General features: G+C 46.4%; 11 protein-coding genes and 3 tRNA genes. 6 read left to right on the top strand and 8 right to left on the bottom strand.

Annotated features, from left to right (window positions below):
* Positions 1-233: hypothetical protein (locus FMS18_RS20515; RefSeq protein WP_203544709.1), on the top strand; the 233-nt coding region annotated here is incomplete at its 5' end.
* A 389-nt stretch (positions 234-622) separates the two neighbouring features.
* Here FMS18_RS20515 and FMS18_RS19250 read toward each other — a convergent pair.
* The 4 genes from FMS18_RS19250 to FMS18_RS19235 form a co-directional block, all read right to left on the bottom strand.
* Entirely contained in the window at positions 623-1882 is a 1260-nt protein-coding gene (locus tag FMS18_RS19250) for a type II toxin-antitoxin system HipA family toxin (protein ID WP_163296288.1), read from the bottom strand.
* Entirely contained in the window at positions 1879-2145 is a 267-nt protein-coding gene (locus FMS18_RS21105; RefSeq protein ID WP_163296287.1) for a helix-turn-helix transcriptional regulator, read from the bottom strand. Before FMS18_RS21105 ends, FMS18_RS19250 begins: the two co-directional genes overlap by 4 nt.
* A gap of 380 nt (positions 2146-2525) precedes the next feature.
* On the bottom strand, positions 2526-4055 hold the full coding sequence (locus FMS18_RS19240) for an AAA family ATPase (RefSeq protein ID WP_163296286.1): 1530 nt from the start codon (positions 4053-4055) through the stop codon (positions 2526-2528).
* A gap of 828 nt (positions 4056-4883) precedes the next feature.
* Positions 4884-5078: a helix-turn-helix domain-containing protein gene (locus FMS18_RS19235; protein WP_163296285.1), complete on the bottom strand. Its 195-nt coding sequence runs from the start codon at positions 5076-5078 to the stop codon at positions 4884-4886.
* Positions 5079-5333: 255 nt separating this feature from the next.
* Here FMS18_RS19235 and FMS18_RS19230 point away from each other — a divergent pair, with 255 nt between their 5' ends.
* A complete protein-coding gene (locus FMS18_RS19230) occupies positions 5334-6683 on the top strand; it encodes a hypothetical protein (protein WP_163296284.1) in 1350 nt (449 codons plus the stop codon).
* A 146-nt stretch (positions 6684-6829) separates the two neighbouring features.
* Here the strand turns inward: FMS18_RS19230 and FMS18_RS19225 are convergent.
* Positions 6830-6906 (bottom strand) — tRNA-Arg (locus FMS18_RS19225).
* 64 nt (positions 6907-6970) lie between these two features.
* Here FMS18_RS19225 and FMS18_RS19220 point away from each other — a divergent pair.
* The 4 genes from FMS18_RS19220 to selB all read left to right on the top strand — a co-directional run bounded on the left by FMS18_RS19220 (position 6971) and on the right by selB (position 13057).
* Positions 6971-8185, top strand: a complete 1215-nt coding sequence (locus FMS18_RS19220; protein WP_239061111.1) for a folylpolyglutamate synthase/dihydrofolate synthase family protein — start codon at positions 6971-6973, stop codon at positions 8183-8185.
* A gap of 15 nt (positions 8186-8200) precedes the next feature.
* Positions 8201-9601, top strand: coding sequence for an L-seryl-tRNA(Sec) selenium transferase (gene selA / locus FMS18_RS19215; RefSeq protein WP_163296283.1), 1401 nt, complete (start codon positions 8201-8203; stop codon positions 9599-9601).
* Positions 9602-9607: 6 nt separating this feature from the next.
* Positions 9608-10996: an aminopeptidase gene (locus tag FMS18_RS19210; protein ID WP_163296282.1), complete on the top strand. Its 1389-nt coding sequence runs from the start codon at positions 9608-9610 to the stop codon at positions 10994-10996.
* A gap of 153 nt (positions 10997-11149) precedes the next feature.
* Positions 11150-13057, top strand: a complete 1908-nt coding sequence (gene selB / locus FMS18_RS19205) for a selenocysteine-specific translation elongation factor (RefSeq protein ID WP_163296281.1) — start codon at positions 11150-11152, stop codon at positions 13055-13057.
* A gap of 62 nt (positions 13058-13119) precedes the next feature.
* Here selB and FMS18_RS19200 read toward each other — a convergent pair whose 3' ends face one another.
* The 3 genes from FMS18_RS19200 to FMS18_RS19190 all read right to left on the bottom strand — a co-directional run bounded on the left by FMS18_RS19200 (position 13120) and on the right by FMS18_RS19190 (position 15275).
* Positions 13120-14841 carry a SulP family inorganic anion transporter gene (locus FMS18_RS19200; protein ID WP_163296280.1) on the bottom strand — a complete coding sequence of 574 codons (1722 nt, stop codon included), beginning with the start codon at positions 14839-14841 and terminating at the stop codon, positions 13120-13122.
* Between the two features lie 238 nt (positions 14842-15079).
* A tRNA-His gene (locus tag FMS18_RS19195) sits at positions 15080-15155 on the bottom strand.
* 44 nt (positions 15156-15199) lie between these two features.
* Positions 15200-15275: transfer RNA gene (locus tag FMS18_RS19190), tRNA-His, on the bottom strand.
* Positions 15276-15355 lie beyond the last annotated feature (80 nt).

Here is a 15355-nt window from a genome sequence, read left to right as displayed (position 1 = left end):
ACTTTACGACCACCTTCGGCCTCTTTCAGGATTTTAATAATTTGGCTTTCACTGAATTTGGATTTCCGCATCGAAACAACCTCCTTCATGGCTGTCTTTATCAGAAATCTCTACTTTGCGCTGGGACTAATATACGGGAGGGCTACACAATGCCTGAAAAAAACGGAGAGTCGATGTGTGAATTTGAATTACTTAGAGATATGCATAAGAAAGACATATTAATGAATAAATAATGAGTTATTAACAGTCACTTTAATACAATTTGATTTTCTGAAGACGTAATTGATTTCAGAAGTATCTTATGATTAAGACCTATCTCCTATTGAGATAGGATTTTTTTTGCTTAATTATGTAGCTTCATTAAATATAGTTAAGATGTGATCTATAAACGTACAATACAAAGTAACTATGTACAAAATAAATAAAGGGGTTTTGAAGCTGCTCAAAACCCCTTTATTTATGCTAACTAAATACAAAACTAGGTAAGCTATAAATAATATTATTCACTACTGCCTACAGTATATTAAAAAATACGGTTGCTATTGGATGGAATGTTTTACACTATAGTACTTTATATAAACTTTTTGACTGCTATACAATAACTATTGTTTCATTTTAGAGATCAACAAACAATATACGAAAAGATCTCATCCCTTAACCCAGCAGAGACCCCATACTCATCTGCCAACTTCGAAAACTCTGACAAGCTGCCCTTTACCTGTTCAATAATACTCTTAAACTTTTTATCACTGATATTGGCAACCATTGCCAGTTCAATCAGATGCTCCTCCTTAGGATTTCGTCCCTCACCCATTACCATTGTGGACTGTTCACCACTGGGACCATGGGAATAAGTCAGGTCGTAGGCAGGGGAAAAAGTCCATTCTCCGGTCTTATCCATCAGGAAAGTAAAGTTCTTGCCATGGTCATCACGGTTGTGGGCAAGCACGTTGAAAACAGCCAAACGGTAAGCCTTTTCAACTTCCTGCTGGCTTCTGGTCAGGATGTAAGTCAGTTTTATCAGATCCTGATAATCCAGAGCTGGGACTCGGTAGTCAGCTTCAAGAAGGCCACAGGCCGTATGCATATGGAATCTTTCTGTACCGGAGACATCAAAACGCTTGATACCGAAGTACCCCGGACCATCCTTAGCAGGCAAAAGATCCGTTTCCGGCATTTCAATACCGGCATTACGGGCCATGATGGAATATACGAACTCAAGAGCCCCACTGCTCTTGCCATCCTGAGTATTCGGAAACTTGACCATCCACGGTTCCGAAGTCTCATCTGGACATGACCTTGCCCCGCCGCTTGTCATGGGGAAGCATTTCATGCTCCCATCCGAACACCTGCTGACCAGTACCTTCGGCCTTGCCCCTGCTGACGAACCATTCAGGTGCAACAAAGCTTCAAGCACTTCATTCGGAGTTCCTGCCAGTTCCTCATCCAACACGTTACGGGCATAACCAGCAATTTCATCCAGACTTAATTCCCGTGAATCAGGCTGAGAAACAGCAGGCTCATATTCAAGAGCACCTAGTCCGTTGAGGCCCACATAAGCCAGCCTGTCCAACGGAGTTATCCGGCTGGGATGAATCCCCTTCGACCGAAGCAACCTTTCCATGAGCAATCGGCCCCATCCATCAGGAAGAGAGTCATAGAATACACCGGGCAGGGATTCAAAAGGCGAACTGCACTTCACGAATTTCGTTTTAGTCGGCAACTTAATGGGAGATATTTCAAGACCGGTTTCGATGAAATCGTCCGTGTACTCGAAGTAAATATCACTTTCCCGTTGAGCAAGCACCCCGACATGATGCCGCTCTGCACCGAAATTACAATACACATCAAGCCGTTTATGATTATTTTCTGCTGGACTCATTTTCCTCTAGCTCGCTGTCGTTTTTTGGTTGCGGACTTCTCAAGCACCTGATCCATGGAGGTAAACTCTTGCGATCTTGGTTCAGTGACCTTTATCAGCTTGTCAAGGAGATCAAGGCAAAAGCAGATCTTGACGAAGGACTCCAAAGAGATCTTGCCGGTTCGCTCAAACTTCCTGAGAGTGGAGAGCGATACACCAGACTTCTCCGATAACGCTTTTTGAGTCCAGTTACGGCTCAGCCTTTGCTCCCGGATATTGCGCATTATGGTTTGCGAGCCTTCAGAAGGTATATTGATGTTAAGTAGCGACATATCGCATAGTAAACCATGAAAGCAACACTTAGTAAACACACTTGTGGTAGTTAAATATTTGTTCGCTGTTTAAAAAATTAAAAAAGCGGACACTGAGTCATCCCAGCATCCGCTTTACAGTTTGAATTTGTTATACTCATGGGCCAATCAGAGCTGCGGCATTCGCACACCCTCTCAACTTGGGAGCCAAGAAAAACGCAACAAGCTTAAGTCCCAGTATTATTTGATTTTTGCGGTGTGCATTTTGGCTTTTACCCAAGATCTTGGTTGCATTCAGCCAAGAATGATCCAAGAAAAACAAATCTTGGGTCATCCTTGACTCTCGTGCAGAACTAGCCGTTAGCCGAGTATTTCCTACCCTGTGGAGTCTCGCCGTGCTCCTCAATGAGCTTGCTTTCAGCCAGCCTTTTCAGGGGATTCTTGAGCTTATCACTTTTACAATCAATTTCTTTTGCAATGGCTGCTCTTTTGAGAGGTACATCGCTTTGCTTCAAAACCATAATAATAGATTGCTCCAATTCGGACAATCCCGGAGGCATTTTGGATGCATCGTTTTTGGCCTCAGCTTGGGGGCCGTTTTCGGCAGAGTTGTAAACCCACGGCTTACCATTTAGTGGATTATTTGTGTCATAAGGCAAGTGTGCGTAAAAAGACTGGTCAGTCAGTTCAGGGTAGCTTTTGCATTTGGCAAAGGTCACTTCCATGTTTGTTCCCGGACTTAGGGATTTTTGGTTGCGTTTATGCATGGTAATGACATTATGGCACAGAGATTTTGCAGCAGAGGTTCCGAGTTCTTTTCCTGATTTTCCATTATGGTGAATGAGTATTGTGCTTATATCTCTTCTGCCCAGTTCACGGAAAAATTGTACCAATTCTTCAAAACTGTTTTGGTGGGTAGAAGCTCTTTTCGCCAGAGTCAGCAGGTTGTCAACAATCAAAACACACCCATGCGGCAAGATTGATAGCAGTGTGCTTTGCCATTCTTTATTTAGAAGATCCATGTCACCATGTTCATGGTTGTTCTGGTCGTCTACGCCAGAGAAAGTATGGAATTCGTCGTTGGGGGTTTTGACGTTATAAGCATTTAAGATTTGAAGCATACGCTCTTCTAACCTCTGAGCGGAGTTTTCCGCATCCATGTAATAGATAGCTCGTTGTTTGTTGACATTAAAATCAAACATGCTGATTCCATTGTTGATTGCTACAGCTAAACTCAAAGCGTATAAGCTTTTGCCGCTGTCTGTCTCCCCAACAGCAAGAGTGATATTTTCCGGGCTTATTAAAGCGTCCAGAGTCTTATGGCCGCTATTGCTTGCGGTGCTGGGTTTTACAGGGCATTGGCTAGATTTAAAGAGCTGTTCAGCACCTACTTCATCTGTTTTCTTTTCGGTTTTCAACCCGACCTCGCACAGCCACTTTTGGTACTCCCTTATCTGCCAGCCATGATCAAGAGCCACAGCAAGATTTGCGGAAGGCGTCTTTAAAATGTTCTGGCCGTAGTCGATTAGAAAACTTTCAAACGGGTCGCTAACTACCGCAAGCTGGTCTTTAGTGATCTGGTTCAGAAAATCCTCCATAAACAATACCGCCTTGGATATTTCGAAAGAGGCGCATTCTTCGTTCTGGCACTTCTTTTTGATCTTTTCCGCGTTCAAGTAACTGACGTGGTCAGCTCTGGGCTGGTATATGACCTCACGATCTTCCAGTGGGGAATAGTCGACTTCGTTCAAAGCTTCCTTGCCGCCAAACCACGTTGTTGCGATATATTCGGGGTCTTCGGCGGTAAGGAACTTGTCATTCAGGGCAAAAGCCAGTGCTAAGTCCTCGGTGATAATTATTTTTGCATCAGGGAATTTTTCCATAAGATCCTGCCCTGATAAGGGGTATGGCTTTGCATAGCACCCGAAGTTAAGCTCAGGCCAAGGTTTAAGATGGCGAGAGCTCTGTTTGGGAGAATAACGCTGTTTATCTGATTTCCAGTAGGTTAACGGGAGCAATACGTTTTTTCTGTTCGGGGTTTTGAGTTCTGCAACCTTAAACAGAGGGAAGCCTTGAGGCCCTTTGAAATCGAAGGTTTTGAGAAGTTTCCACCCCAGCTTTACAAGGGGGAGCTTGAAATGCTCTTTACAGGATGTGGACTTTGAATGCGTGCATTGTTTCATTTTCCAAGATTTTTCCATCTGTGCAAGGTGCGGATTGTGGATGTCGATCTGGAAAGTGTCAGCTATTTCCCGGATTGTCTTTTTAATAGATATGTTGTGAGATCGGGCATACATATTTACCCAACCATGGTTGCGGGAATGATCTTCGTCACACCCAAAATTCCAGTATATCATTGAATACGGACCAAGATTAGTGGTTGTGAATTTGAACTCAGGTGCCTGCATAGAATGGGCATTGAGATCGAAGCAGGAAAATTCCGCTTTCCGTGCATGTATCCCTAGCTTTTCTAGCGGGGTATTCCGCATACAGGTAAGCTCGCAGTATAATTCAAGCACGGCTAACTTGTCTTTTGGGGACGGTGTGCAGATGTCGGTTATGTTGTGTTGGCCAACAAAATTAATATATTTTCCCGTGAATTCTCTTTTGGGCATATGTCATCCTATTTTAGGGTTGCGGCAAAGGAATGGTAAAATTTCTACCATTCCCTGAACCGGTCTGTGTGAAAGGCAGGGTGCTGTTCTTACCTGCTAGCTGTGTGCGATAGGCTCAACACGACAGTCTGCCATGAATTTTTCGATGTCGCTTACCTTGTAGCGGACGGTGCGTCCGACCTTGTGGTAAGGAAGCCCTTTGCAGAGATGGCGGTCGCTTCTGAGCTTCGAGAGCGATAGAGCCGTTATCTTTGCAACCTGCTGTTCAGTAATGTAATGTTCTGTTTCCATGCTTTCCTCATGGGGAAGGTCGACCTTCATGGTTTTTATTTGCGCATGGGACTTTTCTAGGCGAATTCAAAATTCATGTATAAATTGATTAAATTCAAAAATAATTATTTTATACTTAACCATTTGATATAAGGGTAAATAGTGAGATTTGGGCCGTCAAAAAAAACTTATACGAGAGGCAGGCGAGATGCGTTGTACCACTTGATGGGGGGGAGCTTTCTAAAGGACGGAAAGGCTATTGGTACGGATGCCGTCATGCGGAAGCTGGAAGCCGTACAGTTTTTTTCATCTGAAGATATTCGTAAGGTCAGAAAGTTTATAGGAATAATACGCAAATATTATAAGTCAGGTGGAATTGAATTTTTCGGCGAAGTTCGTACTGAATTTAGTGATGATGAACAGTTCTGTCTTTCTTTCGCATATTTAGCTTTGACACAGAATCAAGTGCGTAGGTGGCATGTGGATGATGGGCTAGAAGTCTTAATTAATGAGGAAGATGCCAAGTTTCATGAATCTCCAGAGTGTATGATATTTTTAGATTTATTACTTGGTGGAGATATTAAAAATTTAAATGGTCAGAGTTTTGTTAAGGGGAAAGCTGCAAAGCGAGAAGTTAATAAATTGATAGTGTCGCTTCGTAAGGCTATAGAAAGCGTTTTTGATGTACAATCCAAGATAAATATTTTTTTAAAGAAAGAAGCTGAAATTAATTTTTGGGGATATGAATATACTAAGAGGAGATTTATTCAAGATATTTCAGCGGACAATGAATATGCCAAGAAAGTTCAGCGATTATTTGAGGAAATGAATAAGACCTTTAAGTTATTGGATAATTCAATTTTAACCCCATGTGGTAAATGTTTATGGAGAAAGAGTAAAAGGGATAATTATGGAGATTGGCCTTTTGTCTTCAAGGATATGGGGTGCGGAGGGGCGTGTTGTAAATTTAAAGTTTTTTGTTCACATCAAGTTGAGTATGTTGGTTTAGCAAGGGGGCTTCATGATGATGGTTCAGCTCCTTATTTTATGGCTATAGCAGAAAATGTTAATCTAGGCTGGAAAAATTATACTATAGATTCAGTGTTTTGTTTTGAGCTTGTGGAGAAATACGGTTTATATCCATACGAATTGTTTTCTTTAGCGGATTCAAATTTAATTAACAATATTTTGATTTCTAATGAGGTATTCCCTGAAAGGGAGTTCTATTCAGGAATATTAAGGGGAAATCAGTGCTTTAAGCCCGTCAAGACCTTTGCAGAAGAAGCATTTGAAGGAGCAAAGAGGGGGCGAGTTGTTAGGCAGAATGGTGAGCATGCGAAATATCGGTCTGAGAATAGAGCTCGTATGATCGGATTGTTTCTATGGGACGAAATAAATTTTGTACCGGAGAAAGATAAGTTTTCATTTTTAGATGCATGTAAAAAATTATGTTTGCAAGATTGGTTTGGGGTTAAAGTTAAGGAAAAAAAATTGTGTGAATTAATAAGTGATGGATATGACGAATATGAAATTCAAGACGAATTGAATTACTATAAAAAGCTTCGCAAGAGAACAGGCCTGTGCATCGAACAAGGAAAAGTTTTACCCTTGAACTCTGTCAGGTAGCCGTGTATTTCCAGCCCTCAAACGAACGAGGGCTTTTTTATGGATTTGCATCAATTTTCATCCCAACTGTGGGGGATAGTGTGGGGGAAGGAAAACCAAAAAGAAAAGGGTTTACCTTCCGAAGAAGATAAACCCTTGAAATATCATGGCGGGGCAGGAAGGATTCGAACCCTCGGCCAACGGCTTAGAAGGCCGTTGCTCTATCCAACTGAGCTACTGCCCCGCTCGAGAAATGGATATCTATACAAACCTTACTCGACGGTCAAGTAAAAAAACAGGAAAATGTTTTGAAATTTAAAAATTTTATAGATTTTAGTACTTATTTGGATGATCTGGGCCTTTTTCATATGGATCTGAGTCTCGGCAGAATGGAAGAGTTTGTGCGTAATTGGGGCGGTAAATCCTGCTTTCCGGTTATTCATGTGGTGGGTACCAACGGAAAAGGTTCCACCTCATCCTATTTAACCTCCATCGGCTGCGAACACGGGCTTAAAGTCGGGACATTTACTTCTCCTCATTTTGTTACTCCCCGTGAGCGGATAACCATTAATGGGGTGATGCTTTCTGAGGAAGAGTGGTGCGAGGTTGCTAATCAGGTTATGGAGATTGCCCCGGATGTAGGGCTTACCTATTTTGAATTGCTGACTTGCATGGCGTTGGTGGCTTTCAAGAATAACGGAGTCGATCTGGCTGTGATGGAAGCCGGTCTGGGCGGGCGTTTTGATGCTACCAATACGGTTGATCCTGATTTGACCGTATTTACCCCTATCGGGCTTGATCATGAGAAGGTGCTTGGGGCAACTATTGATCTTATTGCAGCAGATAAAGCTGATGCCATGCGTGAAAATGGAACTGCAATCTCAGCCATACAGGTTCCTGAAGCTATGGCGGTTCTTGAGTCACGGGCCAAGGAATTGGGATGTAAGCTTTATTGGGTTGATGAACAGGAAGTTGTTGCGGATCTGAGTCCGTCTCTTGCCGGGGCACATCAGAAGCAGAATGCGCAACTTGCGGCATGTGCGTGGCGGTTGTTCTGCGGCAGGTCTGGTATTGCGGTTAATGCTGATAAGGTTCGTGGCGGAGTGCAAAAGGCGTTTATTGCTGGACGGCTACAGGTTATTAAATCTGATAGGACTTGTATTCTTGACGGGGCGCACAACACTCATGCATTTGAGGCACTTGAAGCCGAGCTGGCACGGTCTGGGCTAAGGCCGGATGCGATTATCTTTTCCTGCATGAAGGACAAAAATCTTGATCCGGTGAAGGAAACCCTTTTGCGTTTGACCGATGGCCCGGTCATAGCTTGTGGTATTGAGAACAACGAGCGGGCGTATCCTTTCAATGAGCTTGCCAAGGTCCTTGGAGAGCGGGCAAAACCTGCCAAGGGCATTGACGAAGCTCTTTCAATGCTTAATTCCGGTGATAAAACAGTTCTAATCTGTGGGTCCTTGTATTTGCTGGCAGCTTTTTATACAAGATACCCAGAATTTTTAGAAAAGTAGATTTTGGAGAATAATTTGTCCAACTTATTTAAGTATCTTCCGTCTGTTGATTCCGTCCTGACTCGTCTTGAAGATGAGGGCGTCATTGATGGACTGCCGAGGACCCTTTCCCGTGATCTGGTTAACGGCTTTCTCGATGTCTGCCGTGAGGAAATCAAGGGCGGGATTATTACCGAGGAAAAACAGCTTTCCCCGGAAACTCTTTTTCCGCGTTTGACCTGTCATGTTCGGGCCGGGGCCAAACCACACTTTAGGCGGGTGCTCAACGGAACCGGGGTGGTTGTGCATACCAACCTCGGGCGTTCTTTGTTGGCGCAGTCCGCAGTTAAGGCCGTGACCGAGGCCTGCGGGTGTTATTCCAATCTTGAGTTTGATCTTAAGACCGGAGAGCGGGGCAGCCGTTACAGCCACGTGGAAAAGCTGATCTGCGAGATTACCGGAGCTGAAGCCGCTTTGGTGGTCAATAATAATGCTTCGGCGGTGCTGATCACCCTTGAAACTCTTGCTAAAGGGCGTGAGGCGATTGTCTCACGTGGGCAGTTGGTTGAGATCGGCGGGTCGTTTCGTATCCCGGATGTGATGACCAAGAGCGGGGCTTTTTTGCGTGAAGTGGGGGCCACCAACCGCACCCACCTGCACGATTACGAGAATGCTATCAATGAAGAGACTGCGTTGCTAATGAAGGTGCATACCTCTAATTTCCGGGTCATCGGTTTTACTAAGGAAGTCTCCGGTGGTGAACTTGCTGAATTGGGATGTAAGCATGATCTTCCGGTTTATGAGGACCTCGGCAGCGGAAACCTGACCAATTTTTCCGGGCTGGGGCTTATGCGTGAACCCACAGTGCAGGAAGTTGTGGCTGAGGATGTGGATGTAGTTTCATTTTCCGGCGACAAAGTGCTGGGCGGACCGCAGGCGGGGATCATTGTCGGTAAGAAGAAGTTTATCGATATGATCAAGAAGAATCCGCTCAACCGTGCGGTGCGCATTGATAAGATGACCCTTGCCGCCCTTGAAGCGACTTTGCGGCTTTACCTCGATCCCGAGACAGCCAAGCGTGAAGTTCCCACTGTGCGCATGATCACCGAGAAACCGGAAAATCTTAAGAAGCAGGCTCAATCTTTAACTCGCGCACTGCGTCGCGAACTGGGCGAAACTGCAAAGATTGGCGTGCGCGAGGGTGTTTCCCGTGTAGGTGGCGGAGCATTTCCGGAACAGGATTTGAAAACTTTTCTGGTAACTGTTGTTCCAAATATTAAAGTGACGGTTGAAGAATTAAAAGAAGGTCTGCTCTCAACCGAACCTCCGCTCGTAGGCCGGATCGAAGAAGACGCATTCTGCCTTGATCCAAGAACTCTTACCCGCGAAGAATACAAACTCTGCGCTGACGCAATATCTCAGATTTTGAAAGGATAATTATACATGAATAAACAACTTGAACATGAACCGAAAAGCTGCTGGGAAATTTTCAAAGACGAAGAGCACCAGCAGGGTATGGATGACCTCGCAGCCCGTTACATCGATTTTTTGACCCGCTGCAAGACCGAACGTGAGACGATTAAATACGTTGAAGAAAAACTTACGGAAGCCGGATTTGAAGATTACCTCGGCGCGGACCAGTGCTTCCGTTCCTTCCGCGATAAGACAATTTTTATTGCCCGTAAGGGTAAAAAGCCACTTTCTGAAGGATTCCGTCTGGTGGGCGCGCATGCCGATACCCCCCGTATCGATCTGAAACAGCATCCCTTGTACGAAGATCTTGGTATGTCCATGGCTAAGACCCACTACTATGGCGGTATCCGGAAATACCAGTGGTTGGCGCGTCCTCTTTCGTTGCATGGGGTAGTGGTTAAAGCAGATGGTAGCAAAGTTGACGTTGTGATCGGTGAAGACATAGATGATCCGGTCCTTTCCATTCTCGATCTGCTGCCGCACCTTGCCCAAAAGCAGGTTACCAAAAAGGTCAGCGATGCTTTTGAAGCTGAAAAGCTGAATATTTTGATGGGCCATTCCCTGTCTTTTGCCAAGGATGATGAAGACGGGGAAGAAGATAACGGCAAACCTTCCACGAAGCGTAAGGTGCTGGAGCTGCTCAACGAAAAATACGATATCGTTGAAGAAGACCTGTTCAGCGCGGAAATGCATATCGTGCCCGCTGGTCCGGCCCGTTACGTCGGACTCGATAAGTCTGTTGTTGGCGGTTACGGACAGGATGACCGTTCTTGCGTGTTTCTCGCGCTGGAAGCATTCCTCAATGCTCCCGAGCCTGAGCATGCTCAGATTGTACTTTTTTACGATAAGGAAGAGGTCGGTTCTGAAGGTTCCACCGGAGCCAAGTCACTCTTTTTTGAATATTGCCTCGAAGACCTGATCGAAGCTTGGGAGCCCAACGCTAAAATGTCGCGCGTTATGATGGCCGGTAAGGCTCTTTCCACTGACGTTCATGCGGCAATCGACCCTGATTATCAGGACGCTCACGAGAAGCTTAACTCAGCTTATCTCGGCTACGGTCCCTGCTTTTGCAAATTTACCGGGCATCGCGGTAAGGTCGGTGCAAACGATGCTCATCCCGAATTTGTGGCCTGGTTGCGCAATATCCTTAACGAAGCAGGCGCGCCGTGGCAGATGGCTGAACTCGGCAAGGTTGATCTTGGAGGAGGCGGTACTGTTGCCAAATTTCTCGCCCTCTACGGCATGGATGTGATCGATTTCGGTCCTCCTGTGCTTTCCATGCACAGCCCGTTCGAGCTGACCAGCAAGGCTGATTTGTATGCTACTGAATTGGCATTTCGTACTTTTTTGAAGAATTAGTTTGATGCGCTTTGCGCTTTAAGAATTGAAAGATTATGCCTCCGGCGGCTCTCCGAGGTCCAGAGAACCCTTTTGCAAAAGGGTTCTCTGGACACTCCCAAAACCTTTTGTTTGGGCCTCCCCAGCCGCCGGAGGCATCCCAAAGGAGCACTAATGCCCGTAGTAATGGGAACTGCCGGTCATATTGACCATGGTAAGACCAGCCTGATTAAAGCACTGACCGGGACGGACTGCGACCGTCTGGCAGAGGAAAAGAAACGCGGCATCACCATTGAGCTTGGCTTTGCCAGCCTTGACCTCGGCGGTGATGAACATTTGAGCATCATCGATGTTCCGGGCCATGAAAAATTCGTGAAAAACATGGTTGCCGGGGCAGCTGGGATTGATTTCGTGCTGCTGGTCATTGCCGCTGATGAGGGTGTAATGCCCCAGACCCGTGAACATCTGGAAATCTGCACTCTGCTTGGCATTGAAAAGGGTTTCGTGGTCCTGACCAAAGCTGACACTGTTGATGAAGACTGGATGGAGATGGTTCAGGAAGATGTGCGGGAATTTCTAGCGCCGAGCTTTCTGGCTGAGGCCCCGATCCATGCTGTTTCTTCGCATACCGGGCAGGGGCTTGATGAATTGCGCGGTGAAATCGCGAATTTCATGAAAGGTTTTGCTCCGAAACGTAGAACCGACCTTGCGCGTCTGCCTGTGGATCGCGTGTTTACCATGAAAGGACACGGTACGGTTGTGACCGGAACCTTGATTTCCGGGCAGCTTTCCGTGGGCGATGACGTGGTGCTTTATCCGAAGATGACCGAGACCAAAGTGCGTAGCCTGCAATCGCATGGATCATCTGTGGAAACCGCCCCGGCAGGGCGCAGGACAGCTATCAACTTGCACGGTGTGGAGGTTGAGGAAATTGATCGCGGTGAAGTGCTGGGCCGTCCGGGAACCCTTTTCCCGTCCACTGTATGGGATGTAGAACTAACCTGCCTGCCTTCTTCCCCGAAAAGCTTGAAGCATCGTAAGGAAATTCATTTCCATCATGGCTCCAAAGAAGTGATGGCTAAGGTTTATTTCCTTGATCGCGAAAAACTGGAAAAGGGTGAACGAGCTGTCTGCCAGATTCGTTTTGATAAACCTATGACCGGGGTTTATGGCGATCGCGTTGTTTTGCGTTCTTTTTCTCCGTTGCGGACCATCGCCGGGGGTAGCATCATCAACCCGCTGGGTCGTAAGGTTAAGCGTTTTTCCGATGATGTTAAGCGTCTGGAAACGCTAATCGGTGCCGAACCGGAAGAGTTAGTGCTGACTCAGCTTGAATTGGCGGGCAGAGCTGGGCTTACATTTCAGGAACTTTCTATACTGAGCAACGTGGCATCCAAACCGCTGGAGAAAATGCTCCAGACTATGGGCGGACAGCAGAAGGTTTTCTTGTATGATAAGGAAACCCGCAGTTATGTTTCCGGCACACACTATGAAAATCTGGTACAAGGACTGATTCATCACCTTGAGGACTTTCATAAGAATGAACCCATGAAACCGGGCGTTTCGCGCGGGGAGATCGGGTCCACGTACGGTAAGGGATTGCCGGAAAAACTTTTTCACTCAATCGTGGAACGTCTGCTCAAGAAAAAGGAAATCGTAGCAGCGCAGGAAATTCTGCATTTGCCCGGACACAAGGTTTCCTTAGCTTCGGATCAGCAGAAGTTGCGCGATACCCTGATGAATACTTACGAAAAGGGCGGTCTGACCCCTCCGAACCTGAAAGATGTACTTGATTCGCTTGATCTGGTTTTTAAAGAGGCTGCACCGGTTTACAAGCTCTTGCAGGATGAAGGTCTGCTGGTCAGAATCAAGGACGATATGTATTTCGCTAAGTCCGCGGTTGATGGCTTGCAGAAGACCCTTGAAGGGTACTTTGCAGAAAATGAAGAGCTTGGCCCGCAGGATTTTAAGACTTTGGTCGGGTTGTCACGTAAGTTTTCCATTCCATTGCTTGAATATATGGACAAAGAAAAGGTCACCATTCGAGTGGGTGATAAGCGCAGGTTGCGTAAGCAGAGTTAAGTGAATTGAATAGAAAATTGAAAGCCCGGATTCGCGAGAGTCCGGGCTTTTTTGCGTCATTTTTAAGTTGTTGTAGATAGTTCTTTTGCTGAAGTGCAGCGGGGTAATCCTGAATCTTCATCAACGTGAAGAACCGTTTTGGCGACCGCAGTGGAAAAATCCGGGAAGATATTTTCAGACCCGACTAATTTATCCGTCCCCAGACGGGTCATGATTTTGCTGATTCGCGGATTTACTCCCGAGAGAAGTATTTTTATATTTTGCGCATGTGCCCGGCGGATTACGGTCTCAAGGGCTTCAATCCCTGTGGCGTCCATGGTCGGAACAAGGCGCATGCAGAACACGATGATTTCCGGTTTCTTGCGGGTAAAACTCATAACATCCACGAATCTCTGGGCCATGCCGAAAAACATGGGGCCGCTAATTTCATAGACAACTACTTTTTCATGTCCGTTAGTACGGTCGATAATATCATCTTCAGGCAATCCGGTATCGAGGCTGTGGATGTCTGTTAATTGGCTCATGCGCTTCATGAACAGCATAGCAGCCATGACCACACCAACTTCCACTGCTACGGTAAGATCGACAAAAACAGTTAATAGCAGAGCGATAAGCATAACCAGTGAGTCCGACTTAGGGGCGAATAGCAAACGTTTGATGCGGTGCACCTCGCTCATATCCCAGGCTACCAGCATGAGTACCCCGGCAAGACTGGCCAGCGGAATCATGGAGGCTAGCGGAGCGCAGACCTTAATGAACAGAATCAGGGTCAGTGCATGAGTAATGCCCGCTAAGGGGGAGTGTGCCCCGGCGCGGATATTTGTGGCGGTTCTTGCAATTGCTCCTGTTGCGGGTAATCCGCCGAAGAGTGCTGAACCGATGTTTGCAAGTCCCTGAGCAATGAGTTCATTGGATGAGTTGTGGCGGTCACCGCTCATGCCGTCTGCCACGGTTGCACTGAGAAGTGATTCGATCCCGGCAAGAATTGCTATGGTCAGGGCTTCCGGGATCAGGGCTTTGAGTTGCATAAGGTCAAGGCCGTTAAATGAAACCGGGTCAGGCAGGATTGTGGGGATTCCTCCGAACCTGCTGCCGATAGTTTCTGTCTGAAGGCCCATTATCCATGTGAGCGTGCTTGCCAAAGCAATGCCTACAAACGGAGCTGGAACTCGGGGGATGAATCTTCTAACCAGCAGCATTGAAATTACGGTCAGCATGCCCAGCCCTAAAGTACTTGGATTTACAGTCGGCAGTGCCTCTGCGCAGGCTTTTATCCGGGGCAGGAAATCCGCCGGAAGTTGATCAATACGCAGGCCGAGAAAGTCTTTGATCTGGGTAGAGAAAATTAAAATACCGATGCCGGAAGTAAATCCGGTTGTGACCGGGTAAGGGATATATTGCAGCAGTTTACCGAGTCCGAGACAGCCCATGATCAGTAAAATTATTCCGGCCATGGCAGTGGCGAGGATTAAACCTTCATAGCCGTGGCGGGCGATAATTCCGGATATGATGATGACGAATGCCCCGGTGGGGCCGCCTATCTGGAAGCGGGTGCCTCCCAGTCCTGAAATGATGAATCCGGCAATGATGGCGGTAAACAGTCCTGTTGCGGGGCTTGCTCCTGAAGCTATAGCGAAGGCCATAGCCAGCGGCAGGGCAACGATCCCGACAGTAATTCCTGCTGCAATATCCTGCCTGATGGTGGCGGGTGAACAGCCGGATTTAATGAACTTAAAGCTGGTCGGGATGAAACGGTTTAGTTTTGAACAGACGTAAGTGTCCATTGAGAAACCTCCTTGTTTTTGGTGGTGTCTCCGTGGGGCTCAGTCGGTGGTCATGATTGAAAAAAAGAATTGGCCAGAGGCTGGGTCACGCGCGGAAAAAAGAATCAGATAATGCCGCTGTTATTTCATGTCAATGGGGTTTTGAAAGAAAACTTTGTGCTTTTATTCCCAAGTGTTGAGCGGCTGGAATGTTGCAAAGGCCAAAAAAAAGGACCGGATAAATCCGGTCCTGAAAATATGGGGTGAGTGAAGGGATTTGAACCCTCGGCCACTTGGGCCACAACCAAGTGCTCTACCAACTGAGCTACACCCACCTTAAGAAAGGGGTCAGGGATTCCTGATCCCTTGAAATGTCAAATGGGGTGAGTGAAGGGATTTGAACCCTCGGCCACTTGGGCCACAACCAAGTGCTCTACCAACTGAGCTACACCCACCGCGTCGTGTGAGAGGAGTGTTTAACTAAGCTGGGTGCGATGGTCAAGAAGTTTTTGAAAAAAAGGTCATTTTTTTTGTA

This window comes from Desulfovibrio sp. JC022, assembly GCF_010470665.1.
Lineage (GTDB): Bacteria > Desulfobacterota > Desulfovibrionia > Desulfovibrionales > Desulfovibrionaceae > Maridesulfovibrio.
The sequence above is the reverse complement of the archived record's forward strand: the minus strand, read 5'-3'. Positions and strand labels throughout refer to the sequence as shown.

Excerpts from the sequence above, each read along its gene's own strand:
- FMS18_RS19210 (WP_163296282.1), top strand. The coding sequence starts at position 9,608 with ATGAATAAACAACTTGAACATGAACCGAAAAGCTGCTGGGAAATTTTC.
- FMS18_RS21105 (WP_163296287.1), bottom strand. The coding sequence starts at position 2,145 with ATGCGCAATATCCGGGAGCAAAGGCTGAGCCGTAACTGGACTCAAAAA.
- selB (WP_163296281.1), top strand. The coding sequence starts at position 11,150 with ATGCCCGTAGTAATGGGAACTGCCGGTCATATTGACCATGGTAAGACC.
- FMS18_RS19230 (WP_163296284.1), top strand. The coding sequence starts at position 5,334 with ATGCGGAAGCTGGAAGCCGTACAGTTTTTTTCATCTGAAGATATTCGT.
- FMS18_RS19200 (WP_163296280.1), bottom strand. The coding sequence starts at position 14,841 with ATGGACACTTACGTCTGTTCAAAACTAAACCGTTTCATCCCGACCAGC.
- FMS18_RS19240 (WP_163296286.1), bottom strand. The coding sequence starts at position 4,055 with ATGGAAAAATTCCCTGATGCAAAAATAATTATCACCGAGGACTTAGCA.
- FMS18_RS19235 (WP_163296285.1), bottom strand. The coding sequence starts at position 5,078 with ATGGAAACAGAACATTACATTACTGAACAGCAGGTTGCAAAGATAACG.
- FMS18_RS19250 (WP_163296288.1), bottom strand. The coding sequence starts at position 1,882 with ATGAGTCCAGCAGAAAATAATCATAAACGGCTTGATGTGTATTGTAAT.